The sequence below is a fragment of the Alkalibacterium subtropicum genome, assembly GCF_900112455.1.
Lineage (GTDB): Bacteria > Bacillota > Bacilli > Lactobacillales > Carnobacteriaceae_A > Alkalibacterium > Alkalibacterium subtropicum.
This window is the reverse complement of the sequence record NZ_FOLT01000005.1, coordinates 45,714-66,512: the sequence shown is the minus strand read 5'-3', so window position 1 is coordinate 66,512 and position 20,799 is coordinate 45,714. Positions and strand designations below refer to the sequence as shown.

The 20,799-nt window shown below is 39.8% G+C and carries 19 protein-coding genes and 3 pseudogenes; 17 read left to right on the top strand and 5 right to left on the bottom strand.

Annotated elements, in window-relative coordinates; genetic code table 11:
- The first annotated feature begins 40 nt into the window (after positions 1–40).
- From BM049_RS06815 to sufB, 7 genes are all read left to right on the top strand, one after another.
- Positions 41–835 carry an SDR family NAD(P)-dependent oxidoreductase gene (locus BM049_RS06815; protein WP_091529804.1) on the top strand — a complete coding sequence of 265 codons (795 nt, stop codon included), beginning with the start codon at positions 41–43 and terminating at the stop codon, positions 833–835.
- Between the two features lie 151 nt (positions 836–986).
- Positions 987–2,432, top strand: a complete 1,446-nt coding sequence (locus BM049_RS06810) for a phospholipase D-like domain-containing protein (RefSeq protein ID WP_091529803.1) — start codon at positions 987–989, stop codon at positions 2,430–2,432.
- Between the two features lie 243 nt (positions 2,433–2,675).
- Complete coding sequence (sufC, locus tag BM049_RS06805) at positions 2,676–3,449, top strand: Fe-S cluster assembly ATPase SufC (protein WP_091529800.1); 774 nt, start codon at positions 2,676–2,678, stop codon at positions 3,447–3,449.
- Between the two features lie 18 nt (positions 3,450–3,467).
- Positions 3,468–4,766 carry a Fe-S cluster assembly protein SufD gene (gene sufD, locus BM049_RS06800; RefSeq protein ID WP_091529798.1) on the top strand — a complete coding sequence of 433 codons (1,299 nt, stop codon included), beginning with the start codon at positions 3,468–3,470 and terminating at the stop codon, positions 4,764–4,766.
- Positions 4,763–6,001: a cysteine desulfurase gene (locus tag BM049_RS06795; RefSeq protein WP_091529795.1), complete on the top strand. Its 1,239-nt coding sequence runs from the start codon at positions 4,763–4,765 to the stop codon at positions 5,999–6,001. The genes sufD and BM049_RS06795 overlap by 4 nt, the downstream gene beginning before the upstream one ends.
- Complete coding sequence (gene sufU, locus BM049_RS06790) at positions 5,988–6,458, top strand: Fe-S cluster assembly sulfur transfer protein SufU (protein ID WP_091529793.1); 471 nt, start codon at positions 5,988–5,990, stop codon at positions 6,456–6,458. Before BM049_RS06795 ends, sufU begins: the two co-directional genes overlap by 14 nt.
- A gap of 113 nt (positions 6,459–6,571) precedes the next feature.
- Entirely contained in the window at positions 6,572–7,966 is a 1,395-nt protein-coding gene (gene sufB, locus BM049_RS06785) for a Fe-S cluster assembly protein SufB (RefSeq protein WP_091529791.1), read from the top strand.
- A gap of 361 nt (positions 7,967–8,327) precedes the next feature.
- On the opposite strand, the gene BM049_RS06780 is transcribed toward sufB, so the two are convergent.
- Entirely contained in the window at positions 8,328–9,197 is an 870-nt protein-coding gene (locus BM049_RS06780) for a helix-turn-helix domain-containing protein (RefSeq protein WP_177188624.1), read from the bottom strand.
- Between the two features lie 79 nt (positions 9,198–9,276).
- On the opposite strand from BM049_RS06780, the gene BM049_RS06775 reads away from it, so the two are divergent.
- The 3 genes and pseudogenes from BM049_RS06775 to BM049_RS06760 all read left to right on the top strand — a co-directional run.
- On the top strand, positions 9,277–9,456 hold the full coding sequence (locus BM049_RS06775; RefSeq protein ID WP_091529786.1) for a hypothetical protein: 180 nt from the start codon (positions 9,277–9,279) through the stop codon (positions 9,454–9,456).
- 857 nt (positions 9,457–10,313) lie between these two features.
- Positions 10,314–11,171: a polymorphic toxin type 44 domain-containing protein gene (locus BM049_RS06765; RefSeq protein WP_091529782.1), complete on the top strand. Its 858-nt coding sequence runs from the start codon at positions 10,314–10,316 to the stop codon at positions 11,169–11,171.
- A gap of 44 nt (positions 11,172–11,215) precedes the next feature.
- Positions 11,216–11,779, top strand: a pseudogene (locus BM049_RS06760) (SufD family Fe-S cluster assembly protein); the annotation flags it as partial.
- Between the two features lie 267 nt (positions 11,780–12,046).
- Here BM049_RS06760 and BM049_RS06755 read toward each other — a convergent pair.
- Positions 12,047–12,616, bottom strand: a complete 570-nt coding sequence (locus BM049_RS06755) for an Rgg family transcriptional regulator (RefSeq protein ID WP_091529779.1) — start codon at positions 12,614–12,616, stop codon at positions 12,047–12,049.
- A gap of 31 nt (positions 12,617–12,647) precedes the next feature.
- The gene (locus BM049_RS12195) at positions 12,648–12,902 is read right to left on the bottom strand and encodes a helix-turn-helix domain-containing protein (RefSeq protein ID WP_091529777.1); all 255 of its coding nucleotides are present in this window, start codon (positions 12,900–12,902) and stop codon (positions 12,648–12,650) included.
- An 89-nt stretch (positions 12,903–12,991) separates the two neighbouring features.
- Between BM049_RS12195 and BM049_RS06745 the strand changes: the two genes are divergently transcribed.
- The 6 genes and pseudogenes from BM049_RS06745 (at position 12,992) to BM049_RS06710 (ending at position 18,016) form a co-directional block, all read left to right on the top strand.
- Entirely contained in the window at positions 12,992–13,171 is a 180-nt protein-coding gene (locus BM049_RS06745; RefSeq protein WP_091529775.1) for a hypothetical protein, read from the top strand.
- Between the two features lie 466 nt (positions 13,172–13,637).
- Positions 13,638–13,910 carry a class IIc cyclic bacteriocin gene (locus BM049_RS06740; protein WP_091529772.1) on the top strand — a complete coding sequence of 91 codons (273 nt, stop codon included), beginning with the start codon at positions 13,638–13,640 and terminating at the stop codon, positions 13,908–13,910.
- Positions 13,911–14,736: 826 nt separating this feature from the next.
- Complete coding sequence (locus BM049_RS06730; protein WP_425426040.1) at positions 14,737–15,426, top strand: ABC transporter ATP-binding protein; 690 nt, start codon at positions 14,737–14,739, stop codon at positions 15,424–15,426.
- Complete coding sequence (locus BM049_RS06725; protein WP_091529764.1) at positions 15,423–16,061, top strand: ABC-2 transporter permease; 639 nt, start codon at positions 15,423–15,425, stop codon at positions 16,059–16,061. Before BM049_RS06730 ends, BM049_RS06725 begins: the two co-directional genes overlap by 4 nt.
- Before the next feature lie 690 nt (positions 16,062–16,751).
- Positions 16,752–17,099: pseudogene (locus tag BM049_RS06715) on the top strand (SufD family Fe-S cluster assembly protein); the annotation flags it as partial.
- A 209-nt stretch (positions 17,100–17,308) separates the two neighbouring features.
- A complete protein-coding gene (locus BM049_RS06710) occupies positions 17,309–18,016 on the top strand; it encodes a fasciclin domain-containing protein (RefSeq protein ID WP_091529759.1) in 708 nt (235 codons plus the stop codon).
- A gap of 477 nt (positions 18,017–18,493) precedes the next feature.
- Here BM049_RS06710 and BM049_RS12185 read toward each other — a convergent pair.
- Positions 18,494–18,700: pseudogene (locus tag BM049_RS12185) on the bottom strand (nuclease-related domain-containing protein); the annotation flags it as partial.
- Between the two features lie 300 nt (positions 18,701–19,000).
- Here BM049_RS12185 and BM049_RS06700 point away from each other — a divergent pair.
- Positions 19,001–19,912, top strand: a complete 912-nt coding sequence (locus BM049_RS06700) for an EamA family transporter (RefSeq protein ID WP_091529753.1) — start codon at positions 19,001–19,003, stop codon at positions 19,910–19,912.
- A 61-nt stretch (positions 19,913–19,973) separates the two neighbouring features.
- On the opposite strand, the gene yghU is transcribed toward BM049_RS06700, so the two are convergent.
- Positions 19,974–20,759, bottom strand: a complete 786-nt coding sequence (gene yghU / locus BM049_RS06695; protein WP_091529751.1) for a glutathione-dependent disulfide-bond oxidoreductase — start codon at positions 20,757–20,759, stop codon at positions 19,974–19,976.
- Positions 20,760–20,799: the final 40 nt, after the last annotated feature.

The following is a 20,799-nucleotide window of genomic DNA, read 5'->3' as shown; positions in this document are numbered from 1 at the left end:
GTAGTATAATGAGTAGAAAGATCAAAAGGGAGGAAAAACAATGAAAGTAAAAGAAAAGACACTGGTGGTTACGGGCGGTGGTTCCGGTATGGGCAGAGCACTGGTTCTCGAGCTTTTGCACAGAGGCGCACGGGTAGCCGCACTGGACATTAATGATGAGGCAGTATTGGAAACCGCCCGCCTGGCTCCCGATCATAGAGAAAGAATCTCTACACATGTCATTGATATCACTGATAAAGAGAAGATCGAAAGTCTGGTGGATGAAATCAAGCAAATCCATGGCAGTGTGGATGGGATCATCAATAATGCGGGAGTGATCCAGCCGTTTGTCGACGTCAATGATTTGGGATACGATAAAATCGAGCAGGTCATGAACATCAACTTTTACGGGACACTTTACATGGTAAAAAGTTTCCTGCCGGAATTGTTGAAGCGTCCGGAAGGTCATATCCTCAATGTCTCCAGTATGGGCGGTTTTCTTCCTGTTCCCGGCCAGTCGATATATGGCGCCTCAAAAGCGGCCGTGAAACTGATGACGGAAGGTCTCCATTCTGAACTGCTGGATACGAATGTCGGTGTGACCGCGGCCTTCCCGGGTGCGATCAAAACGAATATCATGAAAAACTCTAATGTGGTACGCGAAGCGAAAGCCGATGATTCAGGGAAAGAGCACAAGTTAACAAGTGCTTCAGATGCGGCGACATTCATGATCGATGCCATCGAAGCCAACCAGTACCACGTGATGGTCGGCAAGGATGCAAAAATGATGGATCGCATGGCCCGCCTCATGCCCAAAAAAGCAGCTGCGGTCATCGCGGAGAAGCTTAAAAAGTAAAGCGGCAGGTTGTCTGTTTGATTAAATAAAAAAAGGCCTCGATAATTCCTTGGGTGGATATATCGGGGCTTTGATTATCCTAAAAAGGATGTTATTATATCAGATATCCGTTACACTAGTAGAGTAAAAAGACTGGAATCGAGGATGTTAAATGAAACATAAAGAAGCCCTGATTAACATAATAAAAATACTTGGGAAGATTCTGGGGGTCTATGTCGTTTATGTGGTTGTTACAGTCATCATTTGGCCCGTATTGATGCCCACCCCTGAAAAGGTCGACGTTGAACCGGCCTTTATCGAGACGTCTGAAGAAGTGGCTCTGCTGGAATATGGTATAGAGGCTTTTGGCGCCCGACTTGATCTGATCGATTCAGCGGAAGAAACGCTCGACGTGGCTTATTATTATGCTAAAAAAGGGCAAAGTGTGGATCTTTTTCATGCCTATATGTTAGCTGCTGCAGACAGAGGCGTGAAAGTCAGGTACCTGCTGGACGGGGTTTCTCATGGAGTCAGGGGCGAGGAGAGAGACGTCATCTATGCCTTCAATGAACACCCGAACATCGAGTTCAAACTGCATGAACCGATCCCTAGAGTTTTGCTTGCTCCCTGGCGTATCAATAACCGGATGCATGATAAACTGCTCCTCGTCGATAATAAATATTCTGTAAACGGCGGGCGTAATATCAGTGACTTGTACTACGAGCGGACGAGTCAGGATATCGCCTATTCCCATGACCGGGATATTTTTCTGATGAAGACCCAGGAAGACGAGCCAGGGATCATCGATCAGCTGGGTGCCTATTATGAAGACTTGTTCGGCAGCGAGTACGCAGCCGATCTGGATGCCCGGTCACTCTTTGACTGGAACGGGGAGAAAGCCCGCCTGAAAACAGCTGAACTAAAACAGGTCTATATTGATCACCGTGAGGAAGTAAACGAGCGAGAACCTTCGACCTCGCTGGAAACCTGGACAAGCCGTACGATGCCCATCGAGAGTGGGTATCATGTTCATAATGAACTGACCCGCGGTTTCAAGCAGCCCTATGTCTGGAGTCATCTGCTGAAGCTGTCCAGTCAGGCAGAAAATCATCTTTATATTCAGAGTCCCTGGGTGATCCCAAACAGCCGGATGCGGGAAGAATTCAGAGACACAGATTTTCAGACTTCAGAAGGACTGATGCTGACGAACGGCATGTCGACGAACAACAATCCGATTGGACAGCTGGGGACAGAAAACAGGAAGTCCTTATTCATCGATTCCTTCCTGGATTATTATGAATACCAGCCGACAGAATCTTCTCTGCATACGAAAACGTGGGTATTCGATAAGGAAGTCAGCGCTGTCGGGTCCTATAACTTGGATGCCAGAAGTACGTACTTGAGCACTGAATCCATGGTCTTTTTAAAAAGTGAAGCCTTGGCAGAGCAGCTTCTGACTGAAGCAGAAGAGAGCTATCTTGAGAAAAGCCGACAGATCCATGCAGACGGGTCTGGATCTAATGGAGAAGAAACGGATGGCGAAACAGCCAGTTTGGCTCAGCGCCTTCTGACACCATTACTGCGACCGCTGGCCTGGCTGCTGGAAGATCTGATTTAGATCACCTGATTTAACAGAAATGATGATTAAGAAGGACTGTCACTTGAAAAACAGGGCAGTCCTTTTTAATAACGACTAATTTCTATCAAATAATAATTTATACAAACTGGAAAGCGTGATTTAGTCACAGTTATAATGATATTATAAGGAGAATGGGAATATTACCTTGAATAACATTCTCAATTAGACTAAAATAATACAAGTAAGTAAAAAATAAAATCACGTAGAAAAGGAAGGTACATAATGGCAGTTTTAGAAATCAAGAACCTACATGTATCCATTGAAGACAAAGAAATATTAAAAGGCGTCAACCTGAAAATGCAGACAGGCGAGATCCACGCGATCATGGGACCAAACGGAACAGGGAAATCAACTCTTTCAGCAGCGATCATGGGCCACCCGAGCTATGAAGTCACTGAAGGAGAAGTCCTTTTAGACGGCGAAAACATCCTGGAAATGGAAGTAGACGAGCGTGCACGTGCCGGTCTGTTTTTAGCTGTCCAGTACCCAAGTGAAATCGCCGGTATCTCAAATGCCGAATTTATGCGTGCGGCCATCAATTCCCGTCGTGACGAAGACAACAAAATGGGTGTTATGGAATTCCTTAAAAAACTGGATGAAAAAATGGCTCTATTAGATATGCCGGAAGAAATGGCTGAACGTTACTTGAACGAAGGCTTCTCTGGCGGAGAGAAAAAACGTAATGAAATTTTACAGTTGATGATGATCGAACCGACCTTTGCGATTTTAGACGAAATCGACTCAGGACTGGATATCGATGCTCTGCAGGTTGTTTCAAAAGGTGTCAATGAAATGCGCGGCGAAGACTTCGGTTCACTGATCATCACCCACTATCAGCGTCTTTTGAACTACATCACACCGGATGTCGTGCACATCATGATGGACGGACGTGTCGTGAAAACAGCCGGCGCAGAACTGGCCAAGCAGCTTGAAGCAGAAGGATATAAAGGTCTAATGGAAGAATTAGGACTAGACATCGAACTTGAAGAAGAATAAGTGTGGAGGAGGCATAACATGGAAACAAAAGTAAGTGAATATGCAGCGCATAAAGATGCTTTGACCGCCTTCTCTCATGGGTTACAGGAACCGGAGTGGATGCTGGAGATGCGTCTGGATGCCTTAGACAAAATCGACGAACTGGAACCGCCTGTTATCGAGCGTCTGCGCTACAACCGCTGGCCGCTTTGGCAAGTACCGAATCTGACCGGCGCACCATCAGCAATAGATATCGATCCATTCGAATTCATTCAGGATAAAGCTGAAGCAACCCGTGTGATTCAGACAGGCAACGACACGGTGATTGAAACACTGCCGGAATCTTTGAAAGAAAAAGGCGTCATCTTTACGGATCTTCATACCGCTTTGAGAGAACATCCAGAACTGGTTAAAGAGGCGTACATGACGACAGCAGTGAAACCTGACAAACACAAAATCGCCGCCTTCCATGCCGCATTCATGAACTCCGGGCTCTTTTTATATGTACCTAAAAATCTGGAAATCGACGAGCCATTCGAAGCCGTGTTTATCCAGAACAGTCTGGTCGATGATGCTTTCGTCAAGCACGTTTTAGTGTATGCGGACAGTAATTCTCGATTTAACTACGTTGAAAAGTTTTTGACTAAAGGCGACAAGAAAAACGCGGCAAACATTATTGTCGAAGTCGTCACCAAATCAGGCGCACAGGTCAAGTACAGTGCCGTGGACCAGTTGGGTGAGAACTCAACGGTTTACTTTGCCCGTAAAGGCTATACTTATCGTGACTCGCATATCGACTGGGCACTCGGTGTCATGAACGGCGGGAACGTCGTAGCTGACTTCGATACAGACTTAGTCGGCGAAGGATCAACGACTGACTTGAAAGCAGTCGGGATCAGCAGCGGCCGTCAAGTCCAGGTCATCGATTCTAAAGTTGAAAACTACGGCAACCATACGGAAGGCAATATCTTCCAGCACGGCGTTATCTTGGACCGTGCAACATTGACCTTTAACGGGATCGGTCATATCCTGAAAGGGGCCAAAGGGGCAGATGCCCAGCAGGAATCTCGTGTTTTGATGCTTTCTGACAAAGCGCGTGGCGATGCCAACCCGATCCTGTTGATCGATGAAAACGAAGTAACCGCCGGACACGCAGCCAGTGTGGGACGTGTCGATCCGGAAGAAATGTATTATTTGATGAGTCGCGGAATCGAAAAAGCTGAAGCAGAACGTTTAGTTATTCGTGGATTCTTGGGCAAAGTGATCCAGGCTATTCCGCTGAAAGGCGTTCGTGATGAATTAGTTGAAACAATCGAAAGGAAGCTGACTTCTAGATGACCATCCAAAGCGAAAAGTGGAGAGAGGATTTTCCGATTCTCCATCAAGTCGTCAACGATGAACCCTTAGTCTATTTGGACAATGCGGCGACGTCACAGAAACCGACCGCTGTTTTAGATGCATTGGAAGCATACTACCGCACGTCGAATGCGAATGTTCACCGCGGTGTGCATACACTGGCCGAACGGGCAACGACTCAGTATGAAAATGCCCGTGAAACCGTGCGACGTTTCATCAACGCGAATGAAACCGCCGAAGTGTTATTCACACGCGGCACAACGACCGGGCTGAACTGGCTGTCTCAAAGTCTAGGTGAAGCTGTCGTTGAACCGGGGGATGAGATCGTGATCTCTTATATGGAACATCACTCCAACATCATCCCGTGGCAGCAGCTGGCTAAGCGCAAGCAGGCGACGCTGAAATATATTGAACTGACGGAAGACGGTCAGCTCGATATGGACGATGCGCGTAAACAGATAACGGATAAAACAAAAATCGTGTCGCTGACGCATGTCTCAAATGTCCTGGGCGTTGTGAATCCGATCAGGGAAATTGCAGCACTCGTTCATGACAAGGGTGGCGTGATGGTGGTGGACGGTGCACAAGCCGCCCCCCATATGCCCGTTGACGTCCAAGCTTTGGATGCAGACTTCTATGCATTCAGCGGTCATAAGATGCTGGCTCCGACCGGGATCGGCGTCTTGTACGGCAAACGTAAATGGCTGGATAGAATCGAACCCGTTGAATTCGGGGGAGAAATGATCGACTTTGTGGGACTCGAGGACAGTACATGGAAAGAGCTTCCGTGGAAATTTGAGGCAGGCACGCCGAATATGGCCGGTGCGATCGGTCTGGCGAAAGCCATCGACTACTTGGAAAGTATAGGCATGCGTGAGATAATGGACCATGAACAAGAAATCGTAGACTATGTGATGCCAAAACTGGAACAAATCGAAGGACTGACCATCTTTGGGCCGAAAGATCCAAAAGACCGTACCGGTGTGATCGCCTTTAATATCGATGGTGTACACCCTCATGACGTAGCGACCGCTATGGACATGGAAGGAGTCGCCGTCAGAGCCGGTCACCACTGTGCCCAGCCTTTGATGAACTATTTATCTCAGCCGGCAACGGCACGTGCAAGCTTTTACTTGTATAATACGCTTGCCGATGCAGATAAATTTGTCGAAGCACTCATAGCCACAAAGGAGTTTTTCTCATATGGCCTTAACTAAACTAGATCAATTATACCGGGCAGTCATTCTTGACCACTCACAGAACCCGCGCAGACGCGGAGAACTGGATAAAGCCACCACAAAGATCGAACTGAAAAACCCGACCTGTGGCGATGTGATCCAGGTCCAGCTTGAAATTACAGATAATAATATCACAGATGTCCGTTTTGACGGCAGTGGCTGCACGATCTCCATGGCCAGCGCCAGCATGATGACAGATGCCATCTTAGGCAAGTCACTGGATGAAGCACTCACGTTATCAGCAGAGTTTTCAGGACTGGTTCAAGGGGAAGACCCTGAACATGAAGATGATTTAGGCGACGCCATGATGCTTTCTGGCGTAGCCAAGTTTCCCGCACGCATCAAGTGTGCGACCTTGTCCTGGAAAGCTCTGGAAAAAGCCCTGGCTGACAAAGACCAGACCGGTGTCGACGGACAACTAAAACATGACGACTAAAACTGAAAGTGCTTCTGGAATGAAAGAGTTTTAGAGGCAACCGAGGATCAGCAGTTAAAGCCATAACCAACGGACTTTACCTGCTTTTCTAAATGCAAGGAAGGGGAAAACACATGTCTCAAGTACCAGAGAAGAATGAATACCAATACGGCTTCCATGATGATGTGGAATCTGTTTATGACACGGGTAAAGGGTTGAACGAAGGCATTATTCGTGACATTTCCGCTCGAAAGGAAGAACCCGAGTGGATGCTGGACTACCGTCTGAAATCTTACGAACACTATAAATCCCGCCCGATGCCGGAGTGGGGCGCAGACCTGTCAGACGTCGACTTTGACAACTATACTTACTACCGAAAAGCCAGCGACAAGCCGGAACGCAGCTGGGACGATGTGCCGGAGAAAATCAAGGAAACCTTCGACCGTTTAGGTGTACCGGAAGCTGAACGACAATTTCTGGCCGGTTCAGGGGCTCAGTATGAATCCGAAGTGGTTTACCACAACATGAAAGAGGAATTCGAGAAACTGGGTATCGTCTTTACAGATACAGATACGGCCTTGAAAGAATATCCGGAGATCTTCAAAGAGCACTTTGGCACAGTGGTACCGCCGACGGACAACAAGCTTGCTGCACTGAATTCATCCGTATGGTCAGGTGGCACATTTATCTACGTCCCTAAAGGCGTTAAGTGTGACGTGCCGCTGCAGATGTACTTCCGTATCAACAATGAAATGATGGGACAGTTTGAACGTACCCTGATCGTTGTCGACGAGGGCGCAAGCGTTCATTACGTTGAAGGCTGTACCGCACCGACGTTCTCATCAAGCTCACTGCATGCCGCAGTGGTTGAGATCATCGTTAAAAAAGATGCCTACTGCCGTTACACGACCATCCAGAACTGGTCCGACAACGTCTATAACTTGGTTACAAAACGTGCGCATGCCGCAGAAGGCGCGACTGTCGAATGGATCGACGGCAACCTTGGTGCGAAAACGACCATGAAGTACCCAAGTATCCACTTGAACGGACGCGGCGCTCGCGGAACGACCATGTCGATCGCGATGGCCGGTGAAGGACAAGTGCAGGACACGGGGGCGAAAATGATCCACAACGCACCGAACACATCCAGCTCGATCGTATCTAAATCGATCGCCAAAGATGGCGGAGCCGTGAACTACCGTGGACAAGTCACCTTCGGCAGAGATTCAGCCGGATCGATTTCGCATATCGAGTGTGACACCATTATCATGGATGACCTGTCGAAATCCGACACCATTCCATTCAATGAGATCCACAACTCCAACGTGTCGCTTGAACACGAAGCGAAAGTATCAAAAATATCAGAAGAACAACTTTATTATCTCATGAGTAGAGGGCTTGACGAAGAAACCGCGACAGAAATGATTGTCATGGGATTCGTTGAACCGTTCACCAAAGAACTCCCAATGGAATACGCTGTTGAACTCAACCGTCTCATCAGTTATGAGATGGAAGGATCAGTGGGTTAATAATAAATCGGAAGCCTCGCATCGCTGCGAGGCTTTTTCCTGTAATAAAGAACTTTAATAAGGGAAAAAGACTGGCCAGTCTTTTTAGTGGCTAGTTCATATCAAATACTTGTAAGAACTGGTCTCAAAAGTGGTTTTGAGACCAGTTAATATCGCCCTTATTGTAGAACTAGTCACTAAAACAATATTGAGACTAGTTCATTGAGAAAAACTGAAAGAAGTGGTTCCAAAAGGCTTATTGAGACCAATTCTTTCTAGAAAACAAAGTAAACTGGTCACTAAATGAGTTTTGAGACCACTTCAACTTCATACTATTCTGGAACTGGTCACAAAGATAGTTAGGTCGCAAATTATTTTGCTATTACTGTTGATGCTTCTCTTTTTTATATTGAGAGACTTCTTTTTGCAATTCTTTTTTCAGCTTATCATTCTGCATGATTTCAAGAAGTTTGTATCCATTGTCATACCACTCTTCGGAACCAGTTTGACTGAGCAATTCCATTAATAATCCTTTGCGAACATAGCAAACGGCCAAATGCATAGTCAAATTTTTGGAAATACAAGAGGGAATCAATCTATCTACCTCATCCAGTGCTGCTTCATATCGTCCATTTTCTATTAAAAGAAGTAACAGATTCATTTGGATACTTATAGATAAATTATTAACACCTCTCAATTCTTTATATTTCTCTAATTGATTAACAGCTAATTGACCAATGGAAACGGCAGTATCGACAGGAAACAGATAAATTATATTGTTAATAATTTGAATATCGTAAAGATACCAATTGTCATGCTTTTCTAAACGTTCCCATATCGGTTTGATTTTCTCTTTAGCTGCTTTGAAAGCGTTCTTCTCTCCAATAAGGATTAAAGCATCATATATAGTTACAATTTCTAATTCACGAGTAGTCAGGTTCTCTTTTTGCTCGAGTTTGTTTTTATATTTTGTTATTAGTTCAGTGTCGTTAAATCTTAGGTTTCTCAACTTACTGATTTGGGAATGAGTGTGCTTTTTATAATCGTTCTTTATATACATAAACTCATCGACTGACATATCGAGACGACTGAGCAGCTCCACCATTTTCGAAAAAGAAATATCGATTTCTCCTTTTTCCACTTTCGAATAATTGGATTGGGACATTATATTATTACAGACTTGTGACTGAGTAAGACCGAGACTTAACCGTATATTCTTAAGCGTTTCTCCTATAGTATTTATTATTTCCATCTCCTTATATTCATATATAACTATTATAAAGAATATCATATTTTGCATGCTACAATATAATCAATAGGAGGTAAATTAGGTGAAAAAGATAATGGTGTTGTCAACATCTGTATTAATGTTCAACATATCTACTATAGAGAAAGAATATAATATACCGAGAGATCAATTTACAGAAGAAAAGAAAGAAGGAGAGAATGAAATGATTTTTCCAACTGGTGTATTTTTCCCAGGAGGTATTGAAGACGAAGAACTTCCATGAATTAATATTTAATTTCACTAGTGTTGCATTTAATTTGGATATTTATATAGAACAGGTGGGGGTAGTACGAACTGTTTACCTAAATATTTTCTGATTTACCTTATCAAAACATCACACGTAACAGTTGAAGGTTGACTTATAAATAAAATCATCTAAGATAGGATGTCATAAAATGAATATAACAAAAAAAACAAAGAACTTTTATACTATTTTCTTGCTGGCATAGCAATCTATTTTCTGATTTCTCTTAGTTTAAACTTAGCGGGAATAGAAATTACTAACTTAATAACTAGTATACTTGAGCAAATGTTTGATTAATTTCATGATATTAAAAAATATTCAAAATAACTATTATTTCGGCAGAGTAAACCTTACTGTTTTTAACAGTAGCACCAAATGAAAACGTTCTTGTTGAAAATAAAGCCGATTTATAAGGTTAGTAATATAGTGCACACTTATTATTTTCTTTATAAAATTTGAAGGTGAAAAATAAGTTAGTATGCCTCGATAACTAAAATATTTGAAAGGATATATAATATGTCTACTAAAAAAAGCTTGTATGTTCTATGTTTCATAGATTTAATCCTTATTGGAGTATATACTTTATATATTGTTATCCCTGAGGAGCTTTACCTAGGATATTATCCGATAGGTATCATACAAATTGTACTGATGATAGGAACTTTAATATCTTTAGTTATATATATCAAAAATTGGAAAATAAAATCCAAAAAGGGGAAATTAAAAAAGTTCCTTCTTATTATTGGTTATGTCATTTCTATTATATGGATGGTTTACAGTTTATTTATTTGGTATGCATTTTTACCAAGATAAAAAGATGAAAATGGAGGAATCTGATGAATTTTAAAAAGAGTTTTATTTTATTGAGCACTATCACTCTTTTAAGTCCAGTTTTATTGAGTGTAGATAATGTTTCTGCAAATGAGAAAGTTACCAATGAACAACAATACGTTGAAAGAGAGTCACAAAATCTTAATGATACATTCTTAGATGTTTACAATACTGCAAAAAAACTAAAAATAGAGGAAATACAAACGGATGAAGAAGCATATGCATTTCTTCTCCAAAACAAAAAATATATTTCTATTACTTCAAATGGTCAAATCAAGGAAGATTATAATGGGTATCCTATATTAGAATCCCTTTCCACTGAAGAAATAGAGACTATTAAAAACTTTGTATATAGAATGAATTCTTTAGTTGCAAATCAAGCCATTTCGATTGATCATGATCTGGTATTTAGTGTTGTGCAAAACATAGAGCCTGAATTTACCATGAGACCTCGGGCAATAGCAATAATAAACATAATGTATACTACTAGAAACAATAAAAATACTTTGAAGTCAGTATTTGATAATGCTCCTTTTGGGACAAGGCACGCGGTTGCCGGCTTGTATTTTGCCCAAAGAGTAAGAACAGGTGGAGTCTGGGATATGAAAGCACAATTAGGAACCAATACATCATATTATATTGATGATTTAGGAACAACAATGACGGGAGAGGCAATTGGCAATTTTCATTATGGATACGTAGGAAGAGCTGTTTTTAGTGGTGCTACTTTAAAAAGTTCTGCAGGAATGTATCAAGTTATTAGTGGAACTTCAAGTATTAAATACTACTCTTCTTTCTTTGATGACCCTAGAGATCAGGCTCAAATCCAAAGAGGAATCGATATGTATGATAGAGAACATTGAGAAAAAGTATATTGTAAAACCTCTTAGTTACTGAATGTGTCCATGCTGAAGGAGCGACTGTTGAATGGATCGACGGGAACCTTGGTGCCAAAACGACCATGAAATACCCAAGTATCCACTTGAACGGACGCGGCGCGCGTGGAACAACGATGTCTATCGCGATGGCTGGTGAAGGACAAGTCCAAGACACTGGGGCTAAAATGATCCACAACGCACTGAATACATCCAGCTCGATCGTTTCTAAATCGATCGCCAAAGATGGCGGAGCCGTGAACTACCGTGGACAAGTCACGTTCGGAAGAGATTCAGCCGGATCGATTTCACATATCGAGTGTGATACGATCATCATGGATGACCTGTCGAAATCAGACACCATCCCATTCAATGAGATCCACAACTCCAACGTGTCCCTCGAACACGAAGCAAAAGTATCCAAAATTTCCGAAGAACAACTTTACTATCTAATGAGTAGAGGACTCGACGAAGAAACCGCGACAGAAATGATCGTCATGGGATTCGTTGAACCGTTCACCAAAGAACTGCCAATGGAATATGCCGTTGAACTGAACCGTCTCATCAGTTATGAGATGGAAGGATCAGTGGGTTAATAAAAAATCGGAAGCCTCGCAGCGATGCGAGGCTTTTTCATATGAGGAAGAGCTTTAATACGGGAAAAAAGACTGATCAGTCTTTTTTGTGACGAGTTCATACCGAATAGTCGTACAAACTGGTCTCAAAAATGGTTTTGAGACCAGTTAATATCGTTCTGTTTGTAGAACTAGTCACTAAAACAATATTGAGACTAGTTGGTTTTGAAAAGCTGAAAGAAGTGGCTTCAAAAGATAGTAGGTAGCTAATTAATTTAGCCATTACTGTTAATGCTTCTCTTTTCTATATTGAGAGACTTCTTTCTGTAATTCTTTTTTCAGCTTATCATTTTGCATTATTTCAAGAAGTTTGTATCCATTTTCATACCATTCTTCAGAATCAGTTTGACTGAGCAAATCCATTAATAGTCCTTTGCGAACATAGCAAACGGCTAAATGCACGGTCAAATTTTTGGAAATACAAGAGGGGATCAATCTATCTACTTCATTCAGTGCTGTTTCATATCGTTCATTTTCTATCAACAGCAGCAACAGATTCATTTGAATACTAATAGATAAATTATTGACACCTCTCAATTCTTTATATTTTTCTAACTGATTAACAGCTAAATGGCCAATCGAGACAGCAGTATCAATAGGAAACAGATAAATTATATTATTAATAATTTGAATATCATAAAGATACCAGTTGTCATGTTTCTCTAAACGCTGCCATATGGTCTTGGCCTTTTCTTTAGCTGCTTCGAAATCGTTCTTTTCTCCAATAAGGATCAAAGAATCATATATAGCTAGAATTTCTAATTCACGAGGAGTCAGGTTCTCTTTTTGCTCGAGCATATTTTTATATTTTGTTATTAGTTCAGTGTCGTTAAATCTTAGATTTTTTCAACTTACTGATTTGGGAATGAGTGTGCTTTTTATAATCATTCTTTATATACATAAACTCATCGACTGACATGTCCAGACGATTGAGCAGCTCAACCATTTTAGAAAAAGAAATGTCGATTTCCCCTTTTTCAACTTTTGAATAATTGGATTGTGACATTATATTTCTACATACTTGTAACTGAGTAAAACCGAGACTTAGCCGTATGCTTTTGAGTGTTTCTCCTAGATTTTTTATTACTTACACCTCCTGATATTCATATATAACTATTATAAAGCATATTATATACTGCATGCTACAATATAATATACAAGGAGGTGGATTAGGTGAAAAAGATAATGCTGTTGTTGTCATCTGTATTAATGTTCAATATATCTACTATAGAGAAAGAATATAATATACCGAGAGGTCAATTTACAGAAGAAAAGAAAGATGGAGAGAATGAAATGCTTTTTCCAACCGGTGTATATTTCCCCGGAGGTATTGAAGACGAAGAACTTCCATAAATCTTTTTTTTTTTTTAATTCTTATATCAATATTAATACTTAAGAAGATCACACTATACCTTTTTGTCTTGTCAGCTAAATTATTCTTTGGCAAAAAAATGATTTAAGGATATCTAAAAATGCGTTTATAGTCATATTTGTTGTGTCTATATAATTGACAATAGCAACCTTAGTATTTGTGGTCATGAATATGTAATGGAAAAGTGGAACAATAGGTTAGATTATTTAAAGGTGAAAAATAAGTTAATAGTCTTCAATAACTAGATATGAATTATTCAGGCTTATATATTTAATTATAGAACAAACCATAAAATATATACAATGAGGAGTGAATATTTTGTCATTAATAATTAATATTCTAGTTTGGGATGTTATTGGAGGAACATATAGAATTTAAATTTATAAGGATTGCAATAATAAACTTAGTCGAAAAGCATAGAATCTTAATCTAAAGGAGGTGAGAATAATGATAAATCTTTCTAAATCAATACAATTAAACAAATTCGAAAAGATAGCTATGTTTGCAATCTTTTTCACCTTACTAGCTGCTGCAACAGCAAATATAATTTTTGTTGCTGATTTATTTGGGATATCTATTACTAGTGATATCGTAGGTCAAGTTTGGAATTATATAGAGGGAGGGACTGGTGTCGCTACTGCAATTTCATGGGCTTTAGGAGTTACAATACCAGCTTGGGCAGCACCTATTGTAGCCGCAATCGGTGTAGTCTCAGCTTGATTGGCTATTAAGGCTTTTGGAAATAACAATAGCTTTTTTTAGCAAGCATCTTAGCTATTCCCAACTTTATTAAATCTAATTAAGGTTGGGAATAGCTTTTTTACTAACTAATTTTTTCTTATAGGAGTGATTTATACTGAAGAACAGATTTAACAAAAAAATTTTAATTTTATTTGGTTTAGCAATTATTTCTGGGTTTATGTTAGGTTTAAGAGGAGAACATCATATAATTGACGTAACAGCCATTAATTCGATTAAACAATGGGACATGCTCAAATCAATAACATTGAATAATACCATTGCCTTTTTATTACTTTGTTGTGCTCTTATAATTGGGAAATCAATTATATATATGTTCTTCGGTATAAACGGATTTTTGATAGGTACAGTTTTAGGACGAGGTCGTAATTTCATTGCGATAATCCTATTAATTCCTCATGGAATATTAGAAATGGGCTCATATCTTTTCGTTGGAACTATTCTCTACTACCTTTTAACAGAAAACGAGAAAGGGGTAGTAATCTTAGAGAAAAAAAATATGTAAACCTGTTTTTATTGTCTTATGTTACCCTTATTATTTCTGTTCTAATTGAGGTGTTTATAACTCCACCACTAGTCGTCTGGTTTTCAACTTTATAAAAAATTATTAAGGAGATTTTATTTTATGAAAATGTTATCGCGTCTATTTATAATTATACTTATACTTTTAATGGGTTACTTTCTTATTTTTGACCGTAATAGTTCTATAATTTCATTACTTGGAATAACTATGATTTTTTCAACATTACTATTTAGTAAAATATTCAACAAAGAGGAGGAATGAGCTATCGAAACGGAAGTATTCTCGGTCTCAAATATTTGTAAAACACAAGGGGATTTTATACTAGATTCTGTTTCCTTGTTAGCAATGAAAAACGATATTATTGGATTGATTGGCGATAACGGAGCAGGTAAGACAACTTTTTTAAAAATTATTGCTCAATTAATTCCAATTGATTCTGGAGAGTCTAATTTACCTTTTCAAGAAAAGATTGGAGTTGTATTTGATCAACTCCCATTTCCAGGGAATTTATCAATTTACGAGTTAGAAGAAGTTCTGAAACGTTTGTTTACAGCCTGGGATCCGACACAATTTAGTTATTACATTCAATTGTTTAAGTTACCTATAGATACTCCTGTAAAGAATTTTTCGAAAGGAATGAGTATGAAATTAAATATAGCTGTCTCTTTATCTCACAGAGCACAGATTTTATTGCTAGATGAGTTGACCAGCGGATTGGATCCAATAGTACGAATTGATATCCTGAATCTCATTGAATCCTATGTAAAAGAAAATGGAGCTACTGTTGTTATGTCTACTCATATATTAGATGATATTGACAAGATTGCTACAAAGGTTGTACTGATGCATAATGGGAAATTTATTTTACAAAAAGAAATGAGAGATATACCAGATATGTACTATTTAGAAAAAAGCTTTAAAGAAATATTGGACAAGCAAGGTGAATATAATTGACAGGACTTCTATTAAAAGATTTATATGAACTTAAAAAACTTTGGCTTCAGCCTAAGTTTATTGTTACTAGCACCATTGTTATAATAGCAGGTCTGCTTTTTTTTAGTTCTAGTGCTATTCTAATTTCTATTTTTGTTTCTGTGTTTTTTATTAATACCATTCAAACTCTATTTGTAAATGATAAGAAAAGTGGATGGATTTTATTTGTCCAAACGACCAACATTTCTTCTTTTAAAATAATCTATGCTCGCTATTTATTGTCAATAATTGTGTGTCTAGCAACAACTCTGATAAACGCCAGTGTTAGCCTGATTCTTTGGTTCCTTTATAAGCATTTATCACTCAAAGAGTACCTAATTTTAGCGCTTATTTTTTTGACAGTCACACTTATTTATGTATTTATTATGATTCCTTTTTTTTATGCATTCGACGAAAATGGTTTGACAATTGGGGTTCTCTTATGTGTATTGATTGCTTTTTTAGCATCAAGAACTCCTGGCTTTAGTTCCCAAGCTATTACTTACTTACAGTCAATTACCACTAGTCAAATTACTTTAATCGGAGTAATTATGCTGGTTTTATTAGGAGCTCTATCATTCTTGAGCTCCATACTTGTTTTTCAGAAGAAAGGTTAGGTGAATTTAATATTGAGAAATAAAGCACTTTGGATTAGTTTATCTCTTATATTGATAACAACAACTTTTACAAGAATTTATTTAACCTTTCTTTATTCGCCGACAAGTTCTGATATATTAGAAGAATATTACAACCTTTCTTTACTTAATATTATTTTCTCATTAGCAACTTTAATAATTGTCTTTATCTCAATACTAGGTACATATGTGGTTTTAGTAATTTATAATCGCTTAGTTTTACATGGAGAAATATATTATTTGAAAGCAAAAACTTTAATATACAAAATATATATAATCGGTTTTTCATTATATAACACTTATTATATTATTTATTTATTAATAGCAAAAGAGATATGGGAAGGCCCTCAATTAAGTATATCAAGTATTATATTTTTCTTTTTACTAAGTATTGCACTCTACAAGACCTCAGTTTTTTTCAAAAAACCCGTTCATCGTTTACTCTTTTCGTTAATAATTTTCTTTATTAATAGTCTGTTTGCCATTTTTTCTCTATTAAATTCAGTTTAGAATCAATAGCGCTTTTCATAAAACTTACAAAAACTCCCAAACAATGTGTGCTTTATTGATGCTAGCTATGTTATTAATTAGTGTGAAGCCTTTTGGTGGGAACCTTCCACCAGTGGAGCAAAAAATGTTCAATATCTGGGATAGCCTATTTTTAAAGTAATAGGCGGAGCGGTGAACTACCGTGGACAAGTCACCTTCGGCAGAGATTCAGCCGGATCGATTTCGCATATCGAGTGTGACACCATTATCATGGATGACCTGTCGAAATCCGACACCATTCCATTCAATGAGATCCACAACTCCAACGTGTCGCTTGAACACGAAGCGAAAGTATCAAAAATATCAGAAGAACAACTTTATTATCTCATGAGTAGAGGGCTTGACGAAGAAACCGCGACAGAAATGATCGTCATGGGATTCGTTGAACCGTTCACCAAAGAACTCCTAATGGAATACGCCGTTGAACTGAACCGTCTCATCAGTTATGAGATGGAAGGATCAGTGGGTTAATAAAAAATCGGAAGCCTCGCAGAGATGCGAGGCTTTTTCCGTTATCATTAGTCTTTTTTGAGTCAGCTACTAAGAACTGTTAGGGTTGCTTCTTCGAGCCTATCAGTTGACTTCTAATATTCTTTTGATTACTATGATGGTGTAAAAAAGAAGTATTTGTTCACTATTGTCTTTTATTCTGTCTATTCTGTTAGAGAGGAAGGATTTTCATGAACAAAGAAGTATTAAAAAGATTACGATTGGGTGTTCTCTCTTTTTCAGCGCTAGCTTTATTTGCCGCCTGCGGGACCGATGACACGGACGACCCAGCAGTCGATGAAGACCCAGCTGTTGAAGAGCCGGCTGACGATGAAATGACTGACGATGAAATGACTGACGATGAAATGGCAGACGATGAAATGACCGATGACGAAATGGCAGACGACGAAATGGAAGATGATGATTTGGCAGGGGACTTGCCAGAGGAAGTACCAGATGACGAATTGGATGTTGTCGGTATTGCCCAAGGTGATGGTAATTTCAGTACTTTAGTTCTAGCTCTAGAAGAAGCCAATCTTGTTGAAACACTTCAAGGGGAAGGGCCGTTCACAGTATTTGCGCCGACGGATGATGCCTTTGAAACACTGTTAGGTGAACTGGACATCACTGCCGAAGAATTACTTGCACAACCAGATTTAGAACAGATTCTTACGTATCATGTTGTGCCCGGTAATGTTTTAGCCGCTGATTTAACAGATGGCATGACAGCAGAAACGGTTAATGGAGAAGAAGTGACTTTTGACTTGTCAGGAGATCCAATGGTAAATGAATCCACAATTATTACAACCGATATCGAAGCATCAAATGGTGTTGTACACGCGATCGATACCGTCCTGGTTCCTTCTGATTTTGAGCTACAAGAAGTAGAATCAGAATAAACAGCCTGAGCATTTTCCTGTTGGTTAATAGAGTATTCGGGAAATTTATGCTTAGGTGTTTTAAAGATAGATGTAATTTGTTATCGAAGATAAAAATTGCTCCTTCTGACTTTTGTCAGGGGGAGCGATTTTTTAATGAGAGCGAGAAATAATGGAGTATCTGCATATGAAAAAGGAAGACCTTCAATATGTGAAAACGACTGGTTCATCTCTGACAGAAAATCCTAAAATACAAAAGCTCTCAAAAGAAGGAAAAAAGACGTGCGACGGCACGTCGTTTCCTTTAATACCAGTGAAGTGAGATTTGATTTGAAAAAGGAATATAAACGGATCCGCCTTTGTGGCCCCATAAAGAAAGAACGCAGAGTTGACAAATACGAGATTCGGTACGATCGATAAAGCATGGTCCCATTGATTAACTAACTTTGTAAATACAGTTGTCGTGCGGTTCAACTGACCTGCTGGACTGACGATGTCCTAACCGGAATCCGTACAAAACTGTCCGGATAGATTGGTGTAATTACCTTCGTAATTTTTGATTTCATAAAGATAAATAGTATCCGAAGTCACAATTAGTGAGTCGATCTGAATCGGTGTGTTACCAATGACCAGCGATAGATCATTTAAGATGAAAGCATCACCAGTGAGTTGTTTCTCCGCTGAAGAATCAAAAGTCACTTCACCATCATAGCCTTTAGATAGCGTTTACAAGTACTGTTTTTCTCTATAAGGAAGAGTCATCCGACTGTCCAGTCATTCCAGTGCTGTCAGCACATCCGGTTTGTTTCTTTGTTTTTTAATAAGCATGTTGCACCTCCATACTATTACTAATTGCAATTAGAATTATTTCTCACTATATTCGTTGAAATAATTGGGAATTGGAAGTGTTCTGAAGAATTCGCAATACTTGATTTATCTTAAATGGTATACTTAAAACCGACTATCTAGACCACAAAATAAATAATCAGTTAAGTAGGAGGACTCATGTTTTATTTGTTTCTAGCCATTTTGTGCAGTGCGTCGATCGCGCTTATTTTTAAATACACAGAAAATACTGATACCAATCGCTATGTCATTACGAGTGCCAATTATTTTATCGCCTTTGTCACGAGTCTGATCATGATTATCTACAGAAGACTGCTGGACGGCGTTGTCCGGGAGCTGCCTTTTATAGATGATGTCGCATTATTCATTGGAAACGATCAGCATATCTTGTCCCCGTATTCCAGTATCATCTGGGGGATCCTGATCGGTGCAGTCGCCGGCGTGTTCTTTTTCCTGTCGTTCGTCTACTATCAGAAAAGTGTCAGAGACAATGGGGTAGGGATATCCGGGACGGTCGCGAAGCTAGGGATACTTATCCCGATGATTTTCTCAATAATTATTTGGAGAGAATTTCCGACGTCTGTTCAGTGGATAGGGATCATACTATCCTTAGTCTCGATCGTTGTGATCAATCTGTCTAAAAAGTCGGTCAAGACTTTCGATTTCAAACCGACCGTGCTGCTTCTGTTTATCTTTGGGGGCATGGCTGAGTTTTCCAACAAGATCTATCAGAAGTATGCCTTGAATGACTACAAAGACTTTTTTCTTTTCACGATATTTTTCGTCGCCTTTTTGATCAGTGTCTCGTACACAGTGAATAAGAAGGCGAAGGTCAAGCTGAGTGATATCCTGACTGGTTTTGCAGTGGGGATTCCGAATCTGTTTTCATCCTACTTTCTGATCCTGTCACTCGATACACTCAAGACCTCAGTGGCTTTTCCGATATACAGTGCCGGGAGTATCGTCCTGATCAATATAGGCGGCCTGCTCATTTACAGAGAAAAAATCGCACGTAAGAATCAGCTCGCCATTGTCATGACGATCATCGCACTCATACTGATCAATATCTAAAACAACTAAAAACGCGACGTGGCATTATCGGCACGTCGCGTTTTTGCTGTAACTATTATTCTTATTTTATATCCTTATAGTCTAATTCCAAAGCCCGTTTCACAGCAGGTCTTTCGCTGATGCGGTCAGCCCATTCTCTTAAGTTCGTGTACTCGTCAGCTTTCAAGAATGTTGCGGCATCGCCGTACAAGTCACCTTGAACGAGACGGCCGTACCATGGCCAGATCGCCATGTCGGCAATCGTGTACTCGTCGCCGTTGATGTAGTCTTTGTCAGCTAAGTGCCTATCTAGAAGGTCAAGCTGGCGTTTCGTTTCCATGGTGAAACGATTGATCGGATACTCCTGCTTCGTCGGAGCATAGCTGTAGAAGTGTCCGAAACCGCCACCGACATAAGGGGCAGCGCCTGTCTGCCAGAACAGCCAGTTCATCAGTTCCGTTCTTTCAACAAAGCTTTCTGGAATGAATGTCTGAAATTTTTCAGCCAGGTATAACAAGATGTGGACAGATTCAAAGACACGAATCGGTTCCTTGTACGAATGATCCATCATGGCCGGGATTTTTGAGTTGGGGTTTATGTTGACAAAGTCACTCCCGAACTGATCGCCTTCTCCGATATGGATCTTATATAAATCATACTCAGCATCCCTGACCCCGGCTTCTTTTAACTCTTCCAGCATGATGGCCACTTTCTGTCCGTTCGGTGTGCCTAATGAATAGACCTGGAACGACTTTTCTCCTACTGGAAGTTTCTGTTCAAATCGGCTGCCTGCCACAGGCTGGTTACCAAACGTGTGTTTTTCTTCTTTATTCCACTCCCATACTTCAGGTACTTCATAGTCTGACATAGTATCCGCTCCTTATGTGTTATATATTCAGTATACTGAT

Excerpts from the sequence above, each read along its gene's own strand:
- BM049_RS06815 (WP_091529804.1), top strand. The coding sequence starts at position 41 with ATGAAAGTAAAAGAAAAGACACTGGTGGTTACGGGCGGTGGTTCCGGT.
- BM049_RS06810 (WP_091529803.1), top strand. The coding sequence starts at position 987 with ATGAAACATAAAGAAGCCCTGATTAACATAATAAAAATACTTGGGAAG.
- sufC (WP_091529800.1), top strand. The coding sequence starts at position 2,676 with ATGGCAGTTTTAGAAATCAAGAACCTACATGTATCCATTGAAGACAAA.
- sufD (WP_091529798.1), top strand. The coding sequence starts at position 3,468 with ATGGAAACAAAAGTAAGTGAATATGCAGCGCATAAAGATGCTTTGACC.
- BM049_RS06795 (WP_091529795.1), top strand. The coding sequence starts at position 4,763 with ATGACCATCCAAAGCGAAAAGTGGAGAGAGGATTTTCCGATTCTCCAT.
- sufU (WP_091529793.1), top strand. The coding sequence starts at position 5,988 with ATGGCCTTAACTAAACTAGATCAATTATACCGGGCAGTCATTCTTGAC.
- sufB (WP_091529791.1), top strand. The coding sequence starts at position 6,572 with ATGTCTCAAGTACCAGAGAAGAATGAATACCAATACGGCTTCCATGAT.
- BM049_RS06780 (WP_177188624.1), bottom strand. The coding sequence starts at position 9,197 with ATGGAAATAATAAATACTATAGGAGAAACGCTTAAGAATATACGGTTA.
- BM049_RS06765 (WP_091529782.1), top strand. The coding sequence starts at position 10,314 with ATGAATTTTAAAAAGAGTTTTATTTTATTGAGCACTATCACTCTTTTA.
- BM049_RS06755 (WP_091529779.1), bottom strand. The coding sequence starts at position 12,616 with ATGCTCGAGCAAAAAGAGAACCTGACTCCTCGTGAATTAGAAATTCTA.
- BM049_RS06740 (WP_091529772.1), top strand. The coding sequence starts at position 13,638 with ATGATAAATCTTTCTAAATCAATACAATTAAACAAATTCGAAAAGATA.
- BM049_RS06710 (WP_091529759.1), top strand. The coding sequence starts at position 17,309 with ATGAACAAAGAAGTATTAAAAAGATTACGATTGGGTGTTCTCTCTTTT.
- BM049_RS06700 (WP_091529753.1), top strand. The coding sequence starts at position 19,001 with ATGTTTTATTTGTTTCTAGCCATTTTGTGCAGTGCGTCGATCGCGCTT.
- yghU (WP_091529751.1), bottom strand. The coding sequence starts at position 20,759 with ATGTCAGACTATGAAGTACCTGAAGTATGGGAGTGGAATAAAGAAGAA.